This window comes from Nocardia sp. NPDC005998 (genome assembly GCF_040614395.1).
Classification (GTDB): Bacteria; Actinomycetota; Actinomycetes; order Mycobacteriales; family Mycobacteriaceae; genus Nocardia.
In genome coordinates, this window is sequence record NZ_JBEXUI010000071.1 from 1 (window position 1) to 19967 (window position 19967).

Consider the following 19967-nt stretch of genomic DNA (forward strand, 5'->3'; position numbering starts at 1 on the left):
GGTGATCGCTTCGGTGAGATCCAGGTCGATGCCGGGCGCTCGGTACATCTCTTGGGCGGCGATATCGGAGAACTGCCCGATGGTGACGAGGTGGGCGCGGGTGGCGGTTTCGCCGGGGGCATCCGGATCGTAGAAGGCTCGGCCGCCGGTCCAGGTCAGGGATTCGGTGGCGAAATATTGCAGACCGGGCAGCGTGACGGGCACCGACCGTAAGAACCGCCGGCGTAAGGGGCGTGGAATGGTCGGAAGGTTGTCCTGGGAACTGGAGAGAGCCTCCTCGGTCCCAGGTGATGCGGTCACATTGTTTTGCCTTGCCCAGCAACGGATCCGGGGTGTCTTGTTGGCTGAGAGTTTGTCGATGATGAGGTAGATCGGGTCAGCGTCGGGGCGGGCAGCGCGGATCGATTTGTAGGCGGCTAGGCTGTGGTCTTCGCCCTTGCGGGCGCGGACCACGCCCCACAATCTGTCCTCGCCGAGGCTGTAGCAGCCGTAGAAATAGCGGATGCCGCAGTCGCGGTGATAGGTCGCGGGCCACCGTTGCGGTCTGCCTCGTTGTGCCCACGACGAGCCGTGGCCCGGCCGGATCGAGATCGGCCCCGAACTGGCCGAAGGCGAAACACCGGTCCGGTGTTTCGGTGGTGACCTGCTCGATCCGGTCGAGTTTCGCGTCGAAGTCCGGATCATGGGACTGCTTCCAGATGCGGGTGTGCTGGAAGGAGATTCGCTGCGCGTGCAGGATCTGCCGTAGTCTCTTTCCCGGCCGATCGTCACCACGCGAACGGTGTTGTCGGACAGGTAGGCGGCGAGTTTGCGCAGGCTCCAGTGGTGAACGGCTGTCCGAGCTTGCTCGGGCGGTCGTGGCCGTCTCGACGATGTGGTCGATGTCCTCATCGGTGATCCGGCGGGGGCGGCCGCCCGCCGGATGAGGGTCCAGCACGGCCAGCCCTTGGCGTTGAAGGCGTGGATCACCTCCCGCGCCGTGTCCTCGTCGGCGGCCACCAGCCGCGCGATGACCGGCACCGTGTTGCCCGACGCGGACGCCATAATGATCAACGCTCGTCGCCATCGCACCGTCTCGCCCTTACCGCGGCGCACGATCTGTTGCAGCCGTTGACCTTCCGCGTCGGTCAACCGACGCGCTCGAACCGGTTCCGCCATGACCTCTCACCTCGACAGCGAATCGATAAGTCCACCATCAAGGTTGCGCCCGCGGCAGCACCACCGCCGCAAAACCAGGAGCTCGTCACACGAACCTGCCAAGGTTCGTGGTCACCGCACTAGCCAGCATCACCGGCGCTACGCATGTCGGTGGGTGTGGCGATCAGTGTGAGAGGGCGGTCGGGGCACTGTCCTTGGCAAAATCGACAAGTCGCTCGATGCCCTCGAGGGTTTCGGTGCGCTCGCCACAGAGGGTGATGCGGGCCAGCGACTGGCCGCGGCTGTCGTTGGGGGGAAAGAATCCGCTGCCCGGAGCAATCGAGACTCCGCGATTGTTCAGCAACTCGGGGATCCATCTCTGGCTGTCGGAGGTCACGATGTGGAGGTCGGCCATGACGTACCAGCCGCCGGCGGGGCGTTCCCAGAGCAGTCCGGCCTGAGACAGTTTGTCGCACACCGCATCGCGGAGTTGCTTCACGTGAGATCGGTGTCGATGGAGGTGCTCGGCGTCGGTGAGCGCGGCGAGTCCGGCGTATTGGACCGGGGTGCTGGGCGCGACCAGAGTTGCTTCCTGGATGCGGCGTAACATCTCCGCACGGACGTGATCGGGTGCGACGACATACCCGAGTCGGCACCCGGTCATCGAGTAGCCCTTGGAGAAGGTGCGGATCGTGTAGACGAGCCGCTCGGCGGGAGCCAGCGCCGTATCGAACAGCGAGATCGACTCGTGGACACCGTCATACACGAAGTCCTCATAGGCTTCATCACTGATGATCGGCAGTTGGCGCCGATATGCCCAGGCGTGGACCTGCTGCAGTGTCGTGTGGTCGAGGATCCGGCCCGATGGGTTGGACGGGGAGTTGATCAACACAATGCGCACCGACTCGTCCCAGGCCTGCTCCAGTGCGGTGACCAGATCGCCATCGATACCGTCGAGCCGGTAGAACCGCGGTTCGAGACCCGCGGCGAGGGTTTGATGCAGATGGATCGGCCAATGGATGTCCGGCAGCAGGACCGAACCGCCGTTGCGGGCGACAGATTGGATGACTGCGGCTATGCCCTGACAGGAGCCGGGGGTGATGAAGACGAACTCGGGGCTGTGTCCGAGGCTGTGGCGTTCGGCGAGAATCTCACGCAGCGCGAGGATGCCGGGCGCATCGGTGTAGGAGGTGTGGCCGTCGCGGATGGCGCCCACGTAGGCGTCGGCGGCCACCTGCGGCATCCGTATGTGCGGTTCACCCACGTGCAGGGCGACAGTCGGTTCGCTGCGTGCCTCAACGAGTCGATGGATGTCGTGTAGGTGGGAGGTCCCGATGTGCTGGCCTCGGCCCAGGTCCGTCGGCTGGGGGTGCTCACGCAGTAGTTCGGTCACAGGTTGTCCTCGCTTCTTGGGATTGCGGCCATATCGGCGTCAGCTGCGCTTAACGCGCTCGTGGCCGGATGATGGGATGAAAGATACTGTGGTGCTTGTGATTTCCAGGTGGGGATCGAGGGGAACGCCGAGGGCATTCGGTTCGGGGCGCATCGCCTGCCCTTGCTGACACGGGCGAAAGGCATTCCAGGTCATGCAATTTGACCAGTCCGTTGCAGCCTGAACCGGCGCGGCCGCGGGGTGCATTTTGTCCGACTGTGCGGTCGAAGGCTCGCTCATTGGTGCGATGCCTTGTGCCGCAGGAGCGTTGGACCGCCCGCGGAGGCTGCCTCTCGGTATTGGTGGACGCGCCGCAGATTGGTCAGCTAGCATGATCACAGGATAACCCCATGATGGGAGTTCCCATCAATATGGGCTGAAGCTCGAAGACAGGGATTTCTTCCTGGGGGGATGATGTGTTTTTGATCGGCCAACAGACCTATTCATGGTTGCGTGCATTGCATCGACCAGCGGCCGCTGACGTGGCGATCGTCTGCTTCCCTCATTCGGGAGGTTCCGCGGACAGCTTCCGGCCACTGGCCGCCTGCGCCCCCACGGGTTCTCAGTGGTGGGCGGTGCAATATCCCGGCAGAGGCGATCGGTTCCTGGAAACGCCCGTGGCACGGGTCGACGAGATCGGGCGTCAGGTCGCAGCAGAGGTGACTCGACTGGCACCGGAGGTCGGGGCGGTTGCCCTGTTCGGCCACAGCCTCGGTGCGCTGACCGCCTACGAAACCGCCGTCGCGCTCACCGATTCCGGGTTGGCACCCACCTATCTGTTCGTCTCCGCCTCACCGTCTCCACGGCATGCCGGCGGCGGACGGGTCCACAGCTATGACGACGAGCGGCTCTGGTCGGCAGTGTGTGCACTCGGCGGTATCGAACCCGATCTTGTGGACAACGAGGAGTTCCGGGATCTGATGCTTCCTGCGCTGCGGGCGGACATCACGGCCAATGAAACCTATTGTCCGCCAGCGCCGATCGCGGTGCTGAACTGTCCGATTCGCTGCTATTACAGCCCGCAGGATCGGATGCACCAGGAGGAGGCGATGCATGCCTGGGCATCGGCGACCACTCGCGGGATCAGCGTTCGCGCTCGTGCCGGCGGGCACTTTCATCTGTTCGCCGACCCGGCGGAGTTCGTCGAGGACCTGATCGGCTCGCTGACCGGAGTCCGGTCATGAGCTTGTCCACGACCGCACGACTACCAGGGAGCGACGCGGCGCTCGCTGGCATGAGCGTCATCGTGACCGGGGCCGGCAGCGGAATCGGGCGCGGTATAGCCGAGTGCGTTGCCACCGCCGGTGGGCAGGTGGTGGCCGTCGGCCGCTCGCCGGAACCGCTCTCTGCGCTCCGGGACGAGATCGGTTCTCAAATCCATCCGGTCGCCGTTGACATCACCGTCGGCGGCTCGGCCGAATACGTCGTGGCCCAGGCCGTCGAATCCTTCGGCGAGGTCAGCGCGGTCGTCAACAATGCGGGGTGGGCACGGTTCGCGCCGCTCGAGGAGGCGGGCCTCGACGAATTCGAGGCGATGCTGCGGACCAATGTGACTGCGCCCGCCGCGCTGATCCGTGCTGCGTTGCCCCATTTGCGGGCAGCCAACGGCAGTGTGGTCAATATTTCATCCGTCGGTGGAGTGCTGACGATGCCCGGACGGTCCTTCTACGGTGCGAGCAAGGCGGCGCTCAACAGCTTGACCCGATCGCTGGCTCTCGAGCTGGCACCGCAGGTTCGCGTCAATGCGATTCTGCCGGGCCCGGTCGACACTCCGATGTGGAGCCATGCCGGGTTGTCCGAGGACGATCTGGCGCGGTTGCGCGTCGATATCGGCGCCGCCACGCCGATGGGGCGATTCGGCCGGGTCGAGGAAATCGGACGGTGGGTGTGCTGCTTACTTGATCCCCAGCTGTCGAGTTGGATCACCGGTGCGCTCATCCCCGTGGACGGTGGCCGCACTGCATGACTGAGCTGCGCTCACGCGGTGGCCACTCCTTACTGCTCATCGACTGACGGCGTTTCGTCGTCCATTAATTGCTCGGAGGTATGCGAGATGAAATCCTTGAACTATGCGGAATATCTCGAACTAGGCACACTCCTGTCGACGCAGAACCCGCGGACGCCACCGGGTTCGGAGAGCTCCGTGGTGCTCGCCGAGCATTTTTTCATCGTTGCACATCAGTCCTGTGAATTGTGGCTCAAGCAGTTGGCGCTCGATCTCGATGCGGCCGTGGACGCGCTGGCGATGGCCAACGATCCGACCGGCGCCGAAGCCTGCGTCGAGTACCTCGAGCGGTCGGCCGAGTTATTGCGCGTGCTGCACGACCAGGTTGGTGTTCTGGAAAAGCTGCCGGTCCGCCACTTCGCGGTGTTTCGGCAGTATCTCGGCACCGCCAGCGGTGCTGAATCACGGCAATTCCGCGGACTCGGACGGCTACTCGGCGACGAGCAGCGGCCGGGCCGACTCTACGAAGAGTTCACTGCGGCAGCGTTGCGTTCGGGATTCTCGATCGCCGAAGTATGTCGGCGTGGGCCTGCGACCGGCGTCTATCACCGTATCGCCGAGACCTTGCTGGACATCGGAAATCGCTACTGGCACTGGAAGATCGGGCATGTCGCCCTGGTGTCGAAGATGCTGGGTGACCGGCGCGGAACCGCTGGCACGACCGGGGCCGACTACCTCATCGGCCGCATCGCCATGCCGTTTCCCGAACTTCGCCAGCTACGCAGCCAGCTGCATATGAGCGTCGCGCACACCGGCTCTGCCCACGAACAGGCATCGCTGTGAATCGCGCCGAGGGCGCAGCGTCGCCCCCGCGCGTTCCGGACTGCCCACTGGCCAGAACCGTCGTCCGGATCGGTGACTGGTGGACCCTCGAGATCCTGCACGAGTTGTTCAATGGGAACGTCGGATTCGATGGCATCCGAACCAATCTGCAACTGCCCGCCCCAACACTTGCCCGGCGCCTGACACAGCTCGCCGAGCGCGGCTTGCTCGAAGCCGATCCCGACTCGGGCGCTGATTCCAGCTATCGACTGACTCGAACGGGCCGATCGCTTCGACCACTACTACTGGTCATGGCCGCCTACGGCAACAGTGAGCTCGCACCCGAACAACGCAGCCTCATCGTGGTCGACGCCGTCTCCGGTCAGCAGGTCGAGCCGGTAGTTGTCGACGCCGTCACCGGACGGCGAATCGACGGCGCGGACCACAAATTTGCCGTCGGCCCTGCAGCGAGCAACGCGATGCGCGCCCAGTATCCACCCACTTTCGTATCGATCACCCAATCCGACCGCAGGTGACCCACCTGCCACGGTAACTGCTGCGGTGCCCCTTGCTGCACCGCGCGGCCGAGAGCCAGCTCTCTCCCGGCATCGAAACACGTTCTGCGCCGGGTCGACTCGGCATACCGACGCGGACAACACGACAGGAAGGCATAACCATGGAATTCGGTATCTCACTGTTGCCCGACACCGGCCCCGATGAGCGCTCCGGTCGCGACTACTACGCGGATCTGCTTGCGATCGCGCGGCTGTCGGACGAGCTCGGTCTGGATTACCTCAAGATGACCGAGCACTACATGAACATCTACGGCGGGTACTGTCCGAGCCCGCTGATCTTCCTCTCCGCTGCCGCCACCGTCACGAACCGGATTCGCCTGATGACCGGTGGTATTCAGGCGTCGTTCCACCATCCGATCCAAATCGCGGCCCAGACAGCGCAACTGGACGCGATCAGCGGTGGCCGCCTCGAAGTCGGATTCGCGCGTGCCTTCTTGCCCTACGAATTCGAAGCATTCGGCGTCGATATGGACACCAGCACCGAACGCTTCCGGCAGACCGTGCTCGCTGTGGCGCGTCTGTGGACCGAACAGAAGGTCAGCGAGGACACCGATTTCTTCGGGTACTCCGATGTCAGCTCCTATCCGCTGCCGACGCAGGATCCGCATCCGCCGATCTGGACCGCGGCGCTGCAGACCCGCTCCAGCTTCGAGTGGATCGGTGATCAGGGATTCAACCTGTTGATGGCCTCGCCGCCGCGCCCTGCCGACATTCCGCAGACCCGAGAGCTGCTTCAGCTCTACCGCGACCGCTTCGCCGCCTCGGCGCGGGGCGCAGCCGCATCGGCGAGAGTCGCGGTGAGCATCCCGCTGCTCATTGCTGAATCAGATAGGGAGGCAAGCGAATCTGGTTGCGCACTGCTGCGTAGGCATTGGGCCAGATTTAGCAACGCCGCGGCCTCGTGGAACAACCACAGCTCACCCGCGTACGAGGGATATCAGGAAGCGGTGCGCAAGAAGTTCGGCAACGGCGTCAGCGATGCCGAACTCGAATCGACCGCGATCTTCGGATCGCCGCAGCGCGTGGTGGACCGAGTGAGCGAGATTTGCCGGACCCTCGAACCCGACGTGATCTTGTGGCAGGTCGATTTCGGCCAACAGCCATTGGCTTCCATGCAGCGCACCCTGCGTCTGTTCGCCGACCAAGTACGGCCCCACCTGTGATCGGACCGCAATGACACGAACGACCGCACTGACTGGATCGCCAGTCACCACACCAGAACCCTGGCCTTCGCAACACATTCCCGGCAATCCGGTCCCGTTGTTCCCGCAGATATTCGAATCGGTCGTCAACCGTGTGCCGGATCTACCGGCCGTCGTGTTCGAGGACTGCAAGATCACCTACGCCGCGGTGAACCAGCGCGCGAACAAGCTGGCGCGCCTCCTGATCTCCCGCGGCGTCGGACCCGAGGTCCTCGTCGCGATCGCGATACCGCGTTCGATCGATCTGATCGTCGCTTTGCTCGGGGTGTTGAAGGCTTCGGGCGCCTACCTGCCGATCGACCCCACCTACCCGGCGCCGCGGGTGTCCTACATGCTCGCCGATGCGCGTCCGTCCTTGGTGCTGCGAGCAGCATCGGTCTCACTACCGGATGCGGACATTCCGGAGATCGTCATCGATGACGATGTGTTCGCGGCACAGTGCACGGCCGTCGACGACACCGACCTCGCATCGGCGGAACGCGGCTCGCTGTCCGCGGAGAACCTGATGTACGTCATCTATACATCGGGCTCGACCGGGACCCCGAAAGGGGTTGCGGTGAGCCATGCGGGGGTGATGGATGTCGTCGGCACCCAGTCGCGTGCGCTCGGCGCCGGTCCGGGCGACCGGGTATTGCAGTGGGCATCAATCAGTTTCGATGCCGCATTCTGGGATATCTGTTTGGGCCTGCTCTCCGGTGCCGCGCTGGTGATGGCGCCGTCGGAGCTGCTGCTACCCGGCGAACCGTTGCAGCACACGCTGCGCCGGTACACGATCACCCACGCCACCCTGCCGCCGGTCGCACTGAGCAGTACCGTCGCCGACGACGTCCTCGACGGCGCGACGATCATCTCCACCGGAGATGCCTTCACACCGGCACTTGCTCGCCAATGGTGCCCGGGGCGACGGGTGTTCAACGGGTACGGGCCCACCGAACTGACCATCGGGGCAACCCTTGCCGGACCGATCAGCGCCGAGGAGCCCATCAGTATCGGGGCTGCCTGGCACGGCAAGCGTGTCGATGTTCTCGACGACCGGCTACGCCCGGTCGGCGATGGAACCGATGGGGAGTTGTATCTGGCCGGTGTCGGGCTGGCGCGCGGATATCTGAACCGGGCCGGGCAGACCGCCGCCACGTTCGTCGCCGACCCGAAAGGTCCCCCCGGAAGCCGGATGTACCGCTCCGGCGACAAGGGCCGTGAGGTCGAGCGGGAACTGTACTTCACCGGACGAGGTGACGACCAAGTCAAACTGCGCGGTTTCCGGGTCGAGCTCGGCGAGATCGAAGCCTGTCTGGCCACGCATCCTTCGGTAGAGCTGGCGGTCGTCACCGTTCACGGAGCCTTGGCCGAGGCGGTGCTGGTGGCTTATGTCACCACACCGGCGCAGGTGGCGCCGCCCAACGAACGGATGCTGCGGGATCATGTGGCCAAGCGGCTTCCTCAGCACATGGTTCCTGCCTCGGTTCTCGTGCTGGACCGGCTCCCGACGACGCCGAACGGCAAGATCGACCGACGTGCTTTGCCGGTGCCGCAGAAATGGGGCGAGCACCTGGACGACGAATCCTCACAGCTGCCGACCGACGGTTCCGGTGAACAGATCTTCTATCGCATCGTTGCCGAACTGGTGTCGATCCCGGTTGCGCGGCCTGCCGACAACCTGTTCGAACTGGGTGGAAACTCGTTGACCGCAGCACGATTGGGTACGCGCGTCCGCAAACAACTCGGAGTCCAACTCCCTATCCGAACGATCATGGAAGCTCGAACCCTCGCAGACCTCGCCGCAGCGGTCGCGACCACCATCCACACTCGGTCGGAGGCGAATGAGCAATGACTGCGACGACCACAACGACTTCGCTCGACTTGACCGATCCCGCCACCTTCGTCACCCACGATCCGCTGCCGTTCTGGCGCGAAGTACGTCGTCATCACCCGGTGTACTGGCATCCGGGCACCGAGGGCCGACCCGGGTTCTGGGTGGTCGCCGGATACCACGATATCCAGCAGATCTATACCGACGCAGATACTTTCGGTTCCGCACGCGGCACCGTACTCGACGTCCTGCTGCACAACGACGACTCTGCCGGTGGCCGGATGCTCGCTGTCTCCGACCGGCCACGACACCGCCAACTGCGCACCCTGATGCAACGCGCCTTCTCTCCTCGTGTGCTGCACGACGTCGCCGAGAAGGTCCGCCATCGCACCGTGCGACTCATCGAACACGCGGCACAGTCCGGAACGCTCGACTTCGCCGCAGACGTCGCCGATCACATTCCCATCCACACCATCTGCGACCTGCTCGCAGTCCCGGAACACGATCGCCGCCAATTGCTCGAGTGGAACAAACAAACCCTCTCGGCACCGACCCCGGATGCCGATCCGTCCGTCGCAGTCCAGGCCCGCAGCGAAATCGTGTTGTACTTCATCGATCTGGCCGAAGAGCGGCGGGCCAGCCCCGGTGACGATGTGATCAGCATGCTCGCCACCGGACAAGTCGGCGATTCGGTGCTCGACAGCGAAGACGTCGCCCTCAACTGCTACAGCCTGATCCTGGGCGGCGACGAATCATCCAGGATGTCGGCGATCACCACGGTCCGTGCCCTGGCCGACAACCGTGAGCAGTGGCACGCACTGCGTGACGGACACTTATCGTCCGCTACCGCAGTAGCGGAACTGTTGCGATGGGCAACGCCTGCAATGCATTTCGCCCGCACCGCGACACACGATGCGACCATCGGTGGACAGCAGATCCGGGCCGGTGACATCGTCACGCTGTGGAACACCTCGGCCAACAACGACGATTCGGTCTTCGTCGAGCCGCATACGCTCACCCTCGACCGAAACCCGAACAAGCACATGGCATTCGGGCACGGTCCGCACTTCTGCGTCGGCTCGTATCTGGGGCGGGCCACCCTGCACGCACTGCTCGACGCACTGGTGTCGACGGTGCACGAGATCGAACTCGCGGGTGACCCCGTGCGCATCTACTCGAACTTCCTGTACGGATATCGAAGCCTGCCGGTTCGGCTGCATCCTGCGGCATGAGCGATCGTGTGTGGCGGCGCTACGATCACGCTGCCCTCGAACAGGAGTATTCGCCGAGCTCGCGTGCCCCGGAGTTCCGGAGCATCCTGGCCGGCTACACCGAACGCAGCCGCGTCGCTCGGAACGAACTCGAGCATGTTGAACTGCGCTACGGAAGCGAGTCCTGCGAAACGATCGATGTCTTTCCTGCCCGGCGCCGCGACGCACCAATGTTCGTCTACGTGCACGGCGGGTACTGGCAAGAACTCAGCAGGTTCGATTCCGCTTTTGCGGCAACGGATTTCGTTGCCGCAGGCGCCGCGTTTGCCGTGGTGGGCTACGGGCTCGCACCACACTACTCGCTGCCCGAGATCGTCGACCAGGTCCGTCGCGCGCTGCGTGTGCTCGTCTCCCGCGCCGATGAGCATGGCATCGATCGCGGTCGAATACACATCGGCGGCAGCAGCGCGGGTGCGCATCTGGCACTGATGGCTCTGCACGACAACGTGATGCCACACGGCAGTCATGTCGCCGACATCGTGGCCGGCGCGGTCCTCCTCAGCGGCGTCTATGACCTCGAGCCACTGGTCGGCACCTATATCAATGTCGCACTCGCACTCGACCCGGCGACTGCCGAACACCTGAGTCCGATCCGGCATCTGCGCAGTCGGTTGCCACCGTTGATCGTCGCCCGCGGCGGTGTCGAGACCGTCGAATTCGCCAGGCAGCACGGTGATCTGGTCGCCGCGGTCGCTTCGCGCGGCATCGTGGTGGATTCCGTGATCGCCGAACGCCGCAACCACTTCGACCTTCCCTTCGATCTGGGTAACGTCGCCACTGCCCTCGGCAACAGAGTCTTCCGCCAGATGGGTCTGAGGGATCCGGCGGAATGAATGACGCGGTAGCCGTTCTCGACTGAGCCGCAGGCGCAGGCGTGCACCGCAAGCGATCTCGGCGAGAGGGTTCGGGCGGCGTTCTCGCCGTGCGCGCTGGCAGCCCGGAACGGTCAGCGCCCGGTCTGAGTCGCCGTCTGGGCGCCCGCGAGATCGAAGCCGCTGTCGGTGATGGGATTTGGATCCCTCGCTAGGGGATTGACAGTGTCGATGATCCTCCTACGATAATGTGGGTAAAGTCCATTGTGGGAAGTTCCCATTAATAGTGAGGGTGGGATGGCCAGCAGTACACAAGCCCGACCCAGTACACCGGTCAGGATTCCCGTCGAGGTGTGGCGGGTTGCCGCGGTGATCATCGTCGGGTCGTTCATGTCTACGCTGAACTCGTCGTTGATCAATGTCGGGCTCAACACCATCAGCCGGGATCTGAGCGTGCCGCTCGCGCAGGTGCAATGGGTGATCAGTGGTTATCTGATTGCCTTCGCGGCGGTGTTGCCGATCTCCGCGTGGCTGAGTGGTCGCATCGGTGCTGGCCGACTCTGGCTGATAGCGCTGGCCGGGTTCACCGTGTCTTCCGGGCTGTGCTCGCTGGCGCCGAACTTGCCGATGCTGGTCGCCTTGCGGGTGCTGCAAGGTGTGACCGGGGCATTGCTGGTGCCCACCGGCCAGACCGTTGTCGGGCACCTTGCCGGACCCGAGCGCATGGGGCGAGTGCTCAACTCGACCAAGGTGGTGTCGTTTCTCGCGCCCGTGGTCGGTCCGGTCATCGGCGGCCTGATCATCAGTGGTTTGTCCTGGCGGTGGCTGTTTCTGGTGAATGTTCCCATCGGTGCGATCGCGTTCGTGGTCGGACTCAGGCTGGTGCCGCACGGCACACCCGACACCGCACGCGGATTCGATCTTCCCGGGTTCGTCCTGGTGATGGTGGGGCTGCCGATGACGATCTTCGGAGTCTCGGCGCTCGGGCAACAGGCACGGGGCCTCGACACCGGATGGATCGTAGCCATCCTGCTGGTGGGGCTGGTCGTCCTCGCGCTGTTCGCCCGGCGCGCTCTGCGCATCCCGCACCCGGTGCTGGATCTGCGGTTGTTCACCAATCGCGTGTACACCGCGGCAGCGACATCGGTGTTCTTCACCGGCGCAGCCCTTTTGGGGGTCATGGTCCTGTTCCCGCTGTACTTCCAGCTGATCCGGCATCAATCGGTCCTGGAAAGTGGTCTGTCGATGCTGGCCATCGGGCTCGGCGCCGCCTTGTCCATGCCGTTCGGCGGTGTTCTCACCGACCGGATCGGTGGTGGTGTGATCTCGGCGGCGGGCATCGTAGCCAGTGCCCTGAGCGTGGTGCCGCTGCTGTTTCTGCGCGCCGATGCCGACCTGATCCTGGTGGAGGTCTGTCAGGTGATCACCGGGTTCGGCCTGGGGCTGGCCTCCATGCCGGCATTATCCGTCGCTTACGCGACAGTGCCCCGAGACAAATTGGCCCATGCCACGTCCGAAGCCAACATCATTCAGCGCGTGGGCGGCTCGATCGGTGCGACGACGCTCGTGGTGGCCATCGGCAACCACGGTGTGCCGAACCTGCGCAGTTTCCAGGTGGCCTGCGGATGGCTCGTCGGCGGCCTGACCATTGCCGTTGTGCTGGCGGGCTGGCTGCTGGTCGAAGAACGGCGATTGCACAGGAATCCAGCCAGCGTATCGGCATGACCGGCAACGCCCCTGCTCTGCGGACGCAGGGCGACTCGCCATAACGGGAGGCTGAAGCTACACGCATTCGGATTCGACCATCGATTATCCAGACGCCTGCGCGGCGACGTCATCGACCATAACTCGCATGTTGGGTATTCTGAATTTGCCGCACGGGCTCTTTGTTGTGTCGCAAACAGCCGTTGTTCCATTGAATAGATGCCCGTGTGGAATGCTATCGGTGCAGACCACCTTGATCGGGTGGACAAGTCTGTGAACCTCGGGTAGAACTAGTTATATCGTCAGAACCTTGACGAGTGAGTATTTTCGTCGGAGGCCCGGCGCGGTTGGCCTCGGAAATCTTCGGACGGATATGGATGATACGTGGGGGAGCACGGTTTCCAATGACTGGTTCAAATCCTCCGGCCGCTGGTCGCTGCTGTTGTGGAGCGCAAAGACCAACTGGCCTGTTAGGCGGCATCCCGCGGTCTGGTGAACGTGTGGTTCTACCGGATTAAATTCCGGAGCGGCTCACCGTAAAGCGATCAAATTCCCGCTGGAACCGATCCACATCAATACTGGCGTACGCGGTCCATGGTTGCGGAACTAATGAGACACATGCCATGTGTCTGGCCGGTCGGATAACGCAAATGCCAGATGAATCTCTCGGATTCACCATTTGCTGGTGAATTGTGGAAAGAAGTCGACGTATGACGATATCTGTGGAGCGATCTATCGAAAGCGACGTGAAATTCATCAGATGGCCCGCCCAGGAAGGGCTGCGAAACCGATGCAGGAGTGAGGGGGCCCTCCGACTCCTGATCATCGAAGGAGGCGTGCAGCCGCCGGTGTGCAGCGATCCGAACGAGGATTGGGTGCGCGCGCCGATCTCTCAGTTTGACCTGAAAGCGCGGGTCGCTGCGCTGCGCAACCGCTCGTCACACACCACGAGGCCAGTCCTGGATCGCGCGGGGTTGTTGTTCAATGCGGGGTTGTCCGTGGCGATCTCGTCGTCGCAGGCGGAGTTGGTGGATCTGTTCATTCAGCGGTTCGGTGAGATCGTCTACCGCCACGAACTCGAGCAGCGACTTGCCGATAACCGGATCGCTCGACCGACCCGAAACTCTCTGGACCTCCACATCATGAGGCTGCGGCGACGACTGATCCAGGTCGAGCTGTTGCTGAACACCGCACATCGACGTGGCTACCTTCTTCAGCAGGTGGCTGCCTGAGCTCAGCGGTCGAATCCTGCCGGAGCCTGAAATCCGTACACCCACCGTGAGGTTGATGATGATTCGAGAACCGTTCGACAGCGACCACGACGCTTCGGGAATCGCCGGTGGCGCGATGTCCTCCAAGCCCGAAGACTGCCCATTGGCCAAGGCGCTGGAAGCTATCGGCGAGTTGCCGACGTTCGAGGTGCTCCACGAGCTTTTCGATGGCCATACCCGATTCGAGCAGATGCTCCGATATCTGAAGGTATCCGAGACCGTGCTGGCCCAGCGGCTCGCCCGCCTCGTCGAGGTCGGCCTGGTGGACCGTTTTCCGGGGCAGGTGGATGCGCCGGGCACCACCTATGCGCTCGCTCCCGCGGGACGGAACTTGCGGCCGGTCCTGCTGGCGCTGGTGGCCTGGGGCAATCAATACCTGCTTGCCGAGCAGCGCAGCATGGTCTTGGTCGATCGCGACACCGGTGAGCTGCTCGAGCCGGTCGTAGTGGACCAGGGCACCGGTCGGCGTGTCGATGCGCAGAATTGTGTGTTCGTTGCAGGCCCCGCGGCCGGTTCGGCCATGCGCGGTCGATATCCGCAGCCGCTCGAAGCCGGCCGCCGGAGATGACGGGGGACGTGAGTCATTCCTCGTGTGTCGTCCTGCGCCAGCCTGGCCGCGGCCGCCGATCGCCGTCGATGGTGGTGTGCGCATCGATGATCGTGGTCACCAACTCGTGTAATGCGGCCTGCCGGTCGGCGCCGAGGGGAGCCAGCAGGTCCGTGGTCACGGTACGGATCAGTTCTTCCCCGCGCAGGCAGACGTCCTGTCCATCATCGGTGATGGACAGGACGTGGCGCCGGCGGTCGCGGGGATCGGGGCGCCGCTGAACCAGCCCGGTGTCTTCCAGGACATCGAGCACCTTGACCAGGTCACTCGGGTCCAGGGACGCAAGGTCGGCCAGTTCGCGCTGGGACAACTCACCGTGTTCTTTAAGGCAGACCAAAATGAAGTGTCCGCGCCAGGACAGCCCCTCCTGTGAAAAGACGGCTCTGACCTTTTCGTTCGCGATTCGTCCGAGGCGAGAGATCGCAAAGACGGGCAAGGTGAGCAGGACCGATGGGCGGCTTGGAGACAGGGATGGGGACACGTGCGCAGCCTACTCGAGTATTAATGGGAATCTCTAATAATGGATTTTGCCACAGTTCAGACACTGATCTATGCATCGATGTGAACGAAGTGACGAGGCCGACATCCGACGGAGATCTTTCCCTCCTATTTGGAAGTGAAACTAACTAATGCGAATCCTCATTCAAGGCGGCGGCGCGAAACGCGGCGTACTGCGCGGGTGCATCGGGTAGGTAGCCCCAAGGTGGATTGGCGTCGATGAGGTTGTCGAGGGCGCGGAAGTGGGGTGCCGCTCGCCGGTGGGCGTCGCTCACCGCGAAGGCCAGCGCGAAGGCTCCGTGCGCTCTGACCCAGGGATATACGCGCCGGAATGCGGGATGAAGCACCGAACGCTGAGCCGCCTCGGCGAGCTGCTGGAGGACATCGGTTCGGTGCAGGTAATCGGTGTCCCCGGCCTTCCAATGTTCGATGTGCAGTTCGGCGGCCAACGCGCCGGTCAGTGTCCCGTCCGGTGCGCCGGCCCGGCACTCATCCACGAATCGATGAGCCAAGGTCCACCTTCCGCCCCACTTCGGGCAGAGCTGCTGCAGCATGCGGCACTGTCCCGAGTAGTGCGCCGGGTTGTGCTCGGCCAATCGGTCGTATCGGCGGCGTGACTCGTCCACGCCGAGGTGCAGACCCCGTGAGGTTCTGAGCAGTCCCGCCAGTGCGATATCGCAAGTGGGGTCGAGCGCAACCGCCTGGAGGAGGAGGCCTTCACCCAGACCCAGGCGCCGCCGGAATTCGGCGCGTTGGAGTTCGCCGATACCGTCGGATCCAGTGGCTGTGGGCACGTTCCAACGGATTCCGAGACTGCGCCAGCTGGTTGTCACTTCGTATGTGCCGAGCAACGCCAGCAGCAGTGGATCATCCTCGAATAGTTTCAGCGCGCGTTGCAGCTCGACCTCGATGTCGGACTGTCCAATGATCACCAAAGGGAGGAGTGTCCGATCGGAGTCGCTGGGTAACGTCGCGTAATACCGTTGAATGGCTGACCAATCCTGCTTGTTCACAGCTTCGCGAACCAACGCGAGTTCCGGATAGGCAGCGACCGGATCGCTATTGGGCAAGGCGGCACGCATCAAATGTCTCCTGTTGACGGTCGACCGCGATATCGAAACCGCCAAAGACTCGGACTGAAAGCGATCCCTGGCGGAGTGTTATGGTTGCAGAGCCAGTCGTCAAGTATGGAGAAAGAACTCCGAAAGAGTCGGGCAGGGCTCATCTCGAGATATCAGTGTGTCGATGCGCGCAGGATTCAGCGCTCTTCCACTGTGGCAACTCGGCGGCAAGGCCAGAGCGGGGAGATCTGCGGTCATTTCTTCTTGCCTAGATCTTTCAACAGGGCTTGACAGAAATATGCCAATGCCAAATGCTGCACTTATGGCAGCCCGCAGACACACGCGGTCAGATGCGCTCTGGATTTGACTCGAAGCTGTCTCGCGGCAGTTCTACCAGCTAGGCGGGGAGTGCATGTCTACGGTCGATCAACTGGGTAAAACTGAGTTCGCGACGGGGGCTCCGGCGTATCCGATACCGCGGCCGACGGGGTGTCCGTTCGCCCTGCCCGAGGAGTTGGTCAAGCTCCGGGAGAGCCAGGGGACCGGCCGGATCACGATCTGGAACGGTCATCAGATTTGGCTGTTCACACGGTATGAAGATGTGCGAGCGATCATGAAGGATGATGCCCGCTTCAGCGTCGATCGGCGATGGCCGGAATTTCCGCAGACCTCGCCGGGCGCGCAGATGCGTAGTGCGCGCGGAGGGTTGCTCTTCGGTATGGACAACCCACGTCATCAGTACTTTCGGCGCATGCTGATTCCGGAGTTCACGGCCAAGCGGATCGAGCCGCTGCGCCCGACAGTGCAGCGGGTCGTCGATGAACTGCTCGACGGCATGGCCGCGCGCCCGGGGCCGGTGGACCTCGTCGATGCCTTCGCCGTGCGGATCCTGTCCAAGGTGCTGTGTCAGATGCTCGGCCTGCCCTACGAGGATCACGAGTTCTTCCGGCAGAACGTGAAGGGCAGGCTGACGATAACCACCGGCGAGGACAAGGCGAAGCGAGATCACGATGAGCTCACCTCCTATCTCGGTGAGCTGTTCCGGCGCCGCGAACTCGAGCCCAGCGACGACCTCATCGGTCGATTGGCGCGTGATCGCATCAACACCGGGCAGCTCAGCCGCGAGGAGGCGGTCGGTCTGATCGAGGTCGTGATCGCCGGCGGCTACGCGGCAACCGGTGGCACCATCGGGTTGGGCACGCTGCTGCTGTTGGAACACCCCGAGCAGATTCCGGTCATTCGCGACGGCGACGCCAAAGAGGTCGCGATCGCGGTGGAGGAGCTCATCCGCTACGTCAATTCCACCCATCTGGGCAGACGTCGGGTAGCTCTCGAGGAGGTCGAGATCGGTGGCGTCACGATCCAGCCGGGTGAGGGCCTGATCGCCGCGGACGCCCTGGCCAACCGGGATCCGCGGATGTTCGACGACCCAGACGCATTGAACCTGCGCCGTGATCCGAATCCACACCTGGTGTTCGGAATCGGGACGCATCACTGCTTCGGCGCCTATCTGGCCAAAGTGGTGCTGGAGACCGCGTTCCCGTCGTTGTTCCGGCGGTTTCCGGGCCTGCGCCTGGCCGTGCCGATGTCAGAGCTGGAATTTCTGCCGGACGCCACCGTCTATACGGTCAAGGAGATCCCGGTTCTCTGGTGAGTTCGAGCCCGCGTTCCCGCCGGTGCTGGCTCGGTCTGGTGAGGTTCTGCCATCCCGATCTGGGATCGGCGTCGATCACTCGGTCAATAGCCGGGCCAGTTCGACTCGGGAATTGATCTCGAGTTTCCGGAAGATCTGACGCAGGTGGTAGTTGACGGTGTGCGGCGAACGCGCGACCCATTGCGCCACTTCACGATTCGTCAGCCCTAGGACGACCAGCTGGGCGATGCGGAGCTCGTGCGCAGTGAGAAGCCGCACGAGACGGGGCTGTCAGGCTCGACCATTGCCGTCACGAACCCTACCGAAGGAGCGGGGGTATCGGTCGAGCCGCCGCGATGCGCATGCACGCCGGGCTGGTTCCCGAGCAGCATGCGCCGCGCCGGCTCGGATATCTGAGCCTGAAGCGCCCGCTGAACCTCCTCGGAGGTGAAAAACAGTGCATCATCACGGAATCGGACGATGCCGGAGGCAAGGACCTCCTCGAGCGCGGGCAGCAATGCCAATGTCGTAACCGACTGCAATCGCGCGACGTCTTCCAATGTAAATCTGTTCCCAACCAGAGCAGCGGCCTGAATGAACTCCTGTGCATGTGCGGGGAGCCTGCTCAGTTCTGGACCAGCAGACCGTCCTTCCGCTGTCCGAGGCGGTCAGCCGTATTCGCGACACTGAACTGCGGCTGTCACGCGGGCATTTCGACGTGTCCGACGACGCCTATGCCGATGTCGGGGTCGTCCTCGATGAGTAGATCGGCGCGGGCCAGGGAGCGAATTTCGTCATCAAACCGTCGTTCCGGCCGACACCGGTGATTACGCGTCCCGTCACGCGCTGGCGCTCTTCCGTCGACTGCTGCACCGGGAGATAGGCGCCTACTGGACAATTTGTCATCTATACCGTGAGCGCACGCTGGTGGGCGCATCTCCGGAGCGGCATGTGAGTCTGCACGACGGCACCGCCGTCATAAACCCGATCGGCGGCACGTACCGCTATCGCGCGGCCGGGCCGACGGTATCCGGTGTTGTCGAGTTCCTCAGCGACCGTAAGGAAACCGACGAGCTGTCCATGGTGGTCGACGAGGAACTGTCGTCGGACTGCTACACGCCGTGGGCCGGGCGGTCGTCGGCATCGGCTCGCTGGCCGGGATGGTGACGGCACTGGAGGCCGCCGCCAGCTCCATCCTCGGCGGCTGAGTGACGCGGGAGCACTCGGCGGTTCTGATGGCGATATGCTGGAAATGCCGAGGCCCGATCCCCAGGACCTGGCAGCGACACTGCACCCCGCGCGGAGCGCAGCTGTGCTGGAACTGTGGACGCGAACCGGCCGATACCACGCGCCGGTTCTGCACCGGCTGCGGCGCGAACCTCTCCGCTCCGGCATCGGTGCCCGAGAATCGCACTGCGAGAACGCCTTTCGTGAATACGTCGGTACCGCTACTAGCGGCGGTCGCCACCGCGGTTTCGGTCGTAGCCATGCTCACGCTGTCCGGCGGCCGGACGGGGCCGTCCACAACGCCGAGCGCTGCCGCGGTGACCGTGGTGGAAGCGCTCGGCGCGCGCACCTCGGTAGCGCCGACGACCAGCCTGCCGACGACCAGCACGCCGCGGACCACCGTCACGGCGGCGGTATCCGTCTCCGCCGCAGTCGTTTACGCCTATTTCGACGCGATCGACCGCCGCGACTACCCGCAGTCCTCGGCGCTCGGCGGCCGCAATCTCGACTCCAGTTACGACGATTTCGTCGACGGCCTGGCCACCACCGACCACGAGGCGCTCGCCGTCACCTCCGAAGACGGCGATACCGTCCACATCCACCTGTTCGCCCGGCAGTCCGACGGCACCTATCGGACCTTCGCGGGCTACGACGTCGTTCGCGATGGCGCGATCGTCTCGGCGTCCATCCGCGTGGCCTGACCGCTGAGCAGGGTGGCGATGGTTCCCGGTGTCCAGCCGAGTTCCGCACCGGGGCGGGTGGCCAGGTAGGTGGCGACCTTCTCGGCGGCCCAGCCGTGGGATTCGGTGAGGCCTGCCGCGAGATGGCGGATATAGGCGGCCGAGGGTGGGTTGCCGGGGAGGTCGGTGTAGTGCCAGGGCGCGGTGATGGTGAGGATCGGGTGGCGTTCGAAAGTGCCGGTGCAGATGAGAGTTTCGTAGCGGCCGGGGCCAAAGGTGA

The 19967-nt window shown here is 63.8% G+C and carries 19 protein-coding genes and 3 pseudogenes; 15 read left to right on the top strand and 7 right to left on the bottom strand.

Annotated features, from left to right (window positions below; all coding sequences use genetic code 11):
* A pseudogene (locus ABZ293_RS40850) lies at positions 1–207 on the bottom strand (histone deacetylase); the annotation flags it as partial.
* Positions 208–1321: 1114 nt separating this feature from the next.
* On the bottom strand, positions 1322–2530 hold the full coding sequence (locus tag ABZ293_RS40855) for a pyridoxal phosphate-dependent aminotransferase (protein WP_355189706.1): 1209 nt from the start codon (positions 2528–2530) through the stop codon (positions 1322–1324).
* Positions 2531–3051: 521 nt separating this feature from the next.
* On the opposite strand from ABZ293_RS40855, the gene ABZ293_RS40860 reads away from it, so the two are divergent.
* From ABZ293_RS40860 to ABZ293_RS40910, 11 genes are all read left to right on the top strand, one after another.
* Entirely contained in the window at positions 3052–3753 is a 702-nt protein-coding gene (locus ABZ293_RS40860; RefSeq protein WP_355189723.1) for an alpha/beta fold hydrolase, read from the top strand.
* On the top strand, positions 3750–4535 hold the full coding sequence (locus ABZ293_RS40865) for an SDR family oxidoreductase (RefSeq protein ID WP_355189707.1): 786 nt from the start codon (positions 3750–3752) through the stop codon (positions 4533–4535). The genes ABZ293_RS40860 and ABZ293_RS40865 overlap by 4 nt, the downstream gene beginning before the upstream one ends.
* 87 nt (positions 4536–4622) lie before the next feature.
* On the top strand, positions 4623–5357 hold the full coding sequence (locus ABZ293_RS40870) for a tryptophan 2,3-dioxygenase family protein (RefSeq protein WP_355189708.1): 735 nt from the start codon (positions 4623–4625) through the stop codon (positions 5355–5357).
* Positions 5354–5872 carry a helix-turn-helix domain-containing protein gene (locus ABZ293_RS40875; protein ID WP_355189709.1) on the top strand — a complete coding sequence of 173 codons (519 nt, stop codon included), beginning with the start codon at positions 5354–5356 and terminating at the stop codon, positions 5870–5872. The genes ABZ293_RS40870 and ABZ293_RS40875 overlap by 4 nt, the downstream gene beginning before the upstream one ends.
* A 140-nt stretch (positions 5873–6012) precedes the next feature.
* On the top strand, positions 6013–7074 hold the full coding sequence (locus tag ABZ293_RS40880) for an LLM class flavin-dependent oxidoreductase (RefSeq protein ID WP_355189710.1): 1062 nt from the start codon (positions 6013–6015) through the stop codon (positions 7072–7074).
* 10 nt (positions 7075–7084) lie between these two features.
* Complete coding sequence (locus ABZ293_RS40885) at positions 7085–8944, top strand: non-ribosomal peptide synthetase (RefSeq protein ID WP_355189711.1); 1860 nt, start codon at positions 7085–7087, stop codon at positions 8942–8944.
* Positions 8941–10155: a cytochrome P450 gene (locus tag ABZ293_RS40890; protein WP_355189712.1), complete on the top strand. Its 1215-nt coding sequence runs from the start codon at positions 8941–8943 to the stop codon at positions 10153–10155. Before ABZ293_RS40885 ends, ABZ293_RS40890 begins: the two co-directional genes overlap by 4 nt.
* Positions 10152–11027, top strand: a complete 876-nt coding sequence (locus ABZ293_RS40895; protein WP_355189713.1) for an alpha/beta hydrolase — start codon at positions 10152–10154, stop codon at positions 11025–11027. Before ABZ293_RS40890 ends, ABZ293_RS40895 begins: the two co-directional genes overlap by 4 nt.
* Positions 11028–11270: 243 nt before the next feature.
* Positions 11271–12731, top strand: coding sequence for a DHA2 family efflux MFS transporter permease subunit (locus ABZ293_RS40900; protein WP_355189714.1), 1461 nt, complete (start codon positions 11271–11273; stop codon positions 12729–12731).
* An 815-nt stretch (positions 12732–13546) separates the two neighbouring features.
* Positions 13547–13942 carry a winged helix-turn-helix domain-containing protein gene (locus ABZ293_RS40905; RefSeq protein ID WP_355189715.1) on the top strand — a complete coding sequence of 132 codons (396 nt, stop codon included), beginning with the start codon at positions 13547–13549 and terminating at the stop codon, positions 13940–13942.
* A 55-nt stretch (positions 13943–13997) separates the two neighbouring features.
* On the top strand, positions 13998–14549 hold the full coding sequence (locus ABZ293_RS40910) for a helix-turn-helix domain-containing protein (RefSeq protein ID WP_355189716.1): 552 nt from the start codon (positions 13998–14000) through the stop codon (positions 14547–14549).
* A gap of 13 nt (positions 14550–14562) precedes the next feature.
* On the opposite strand, the gene ABZ293_RS40915 is transcribed toward ABZ293_RS40910, so the two are convergent.
* Positions 14563–15069, bottom strand: coding sequence for a MarR family transcriptional regulator (locus ABZ293_RS40915; RefSeq protein ID WP_355189717.1), 507 nt, complete (start codon positions 15067–15069; stop codon positions 14563–14565).
* 145 nt (positions 15070–15214) lie between these two features.
* Positions 15215–16168, bottom strand: a complete 954-nt coding sequence (locus tag ABZ293_RS40920) for a hypothetical protein (protein WP_355189718.1) — start codon at positions 16166–16168, stop codon at positions 15215–15217.
* 592 nt (positions 16169–16760) lie between these two features.
* Here ABZ293_RS40920 and ABZ293_RS40925 point away from each other — a divergent pair.
* Complete coding sequence (locus ABZ293_RS40925; protein WP_355189719.1) at positions 16761–17801, top strand: cytochrome P450; 1041 nt, start codon at positions 16761–16763, stop codon at positions 17799–17801.
* A gap of 75 nt (positions 17802–17876) precedes the next feature.
* On the opposite strand, the gene ABZ293_RS40930 is transcribed toward ABZ293_RS40925, so the two are convergent.
* Together ABZ293_RS40930 and ABZ293_RS40935 are read right to left on the bottom strand one after the other, a co-directional pair.
* Entirely contained in the window at positions 17877–18059 is a 183-nt protein-coding gene (locus ABZ293_RS40930) for a helix-turn-helix transcriptional regulator (protein WP_355189720.1), read from the bottom strand.
* On the bottom strand, positions 18008–18340 hold the full coding sequence (locus ABZ293_RS40935; RefSeq protein ID WP_355189724.1) for a hypothetical protein: 333 nt from the start codon (positions 18338–18340) through the stop codon (positions 18008–18010). Before ABZ293_RS40935 ends, ABZ293_RS40930 begins: the two co-directional genes overlap by 52 nt.
* 44 nt (positions 18341–18384) lie before the next feature.
* On the opposite strand from ABZ293_RS40935, the gene ABZ293_RS40940 reads away from it, so the two are divergent.
* The 3 genes and pseudogenes from ABZ293_RS40940 (at position 18385) to ABZ293_RS40950 (ending at position 19708) form a co-directional block, all read left to right on the top strand.
* Positions 18385–18546, top strand: coding sequence for a hypothetical protein (locus ABZ293_RS40940; protein ID WP_355189721.1), 162 nt, complete (start codon positions 18385–18387; stop codon positions 18544–18546).
* 50 nt (positions 18547–18596) lie between these two features.
* Positions 18597–18947 (top strand): annotated as a pseudogene (locus ABZ293_RS40945) (chorismate-binding protein); the annotation flags it as partial.
* A gap of 263 nt (positions 18948–19210) precedes the next feature.
* The gene (locus ABZ293_RS40950; protein WP_355189722.1) at positions 19211–19708 is read left to right on the top strand and encodes a hypothetical protein; all 498 of its coding nucleotides are present in this window, start codon (positions 19211–19213) and stop codon (positions 19706–19708) included.
* Here ABZ293_RS40950 and ABZ293_RS40955 read toward each other — a convergent pair.
* Positions 19654–19967 (bottom strand): annotated as a pseudogene (locus ABZ293_RS40955) (histone deacetylase); the annotation flags it as partial. The gene ABZ293_RS40950 and the pseudogene ABZ293_RS40955 overlap by 55 nt on opposite strands.

What these genes read in the sequence shown, in the direction of transcription:
- ABZ293_RS40865 (WP_355189707.1), top strand. Translation starts at nt 3,750, where the DNA reads ATGAGCTTGTCCACGACCGCACGACTACCAGGGAGCGACGCGGCGCTC.
- ABZ293_RS40870 (WP_355189708.1), top strand. Translation starts at nt 4,623, where the DNA reads ATGAAATCCTTGAACTATGCGGAATATCTCGAACTAGGCACACTCCTG.
- ABZ293_RS40880 (WP_355189710.1), top strand. Translation starts at nt 6,013, where the DNA reads ATGGAATTCGGTATCTCACTGTTGCCCGACACCGGCCCCGATGAGCGC.
- ABZ293_RS40885 (WP_355189711.1), top strand. Translation starts at nt 7,085, where the DNA reads ATGACACGAACGACCGCACTGACTGGATCGCCAGTCACCACACCAGAA.
- ABZ293_RS40890 (WP_355189712.1), top strand. Translation starts at nt 8,941, where the DNA reads ATGACTGCGACGACCACAACGACTTCGCTCGACTTGACCGATCCCGCC.
- ABZ293_RS40895 (WP_355189713.1), top strand. Translation starts at nt 10,152, where the DNA reads ATGAGCGATCGTGTGTGGCGGCGCTACGATCACGCTGCCCTCGAACAG.
- ABZ293_RS40910 (WP_355189716.1), top strand. Translation starts at nt 13,998, where the DNA reads ATGATGATTCGAGAACCGTTCGACAGCGACCACGACGCTTCGGGAATC.
- ABZ293_RS40920 (WP_355189718.1), bottom strand. Translation starts at nt 16,168, where the DNA reads ATGCGTGCCGCCTTGCCCAATAGCGATCCGGTCGCTGCCTATCCGGAA.
- ABZ293_RS40925 (WP_355189719.1), top strand. Translation starts at nt 16,761, where the DNA reads ATGAAGGATGATGCCCGCTTCAGCGTCGATCGGCGATGGCCGGAATTT.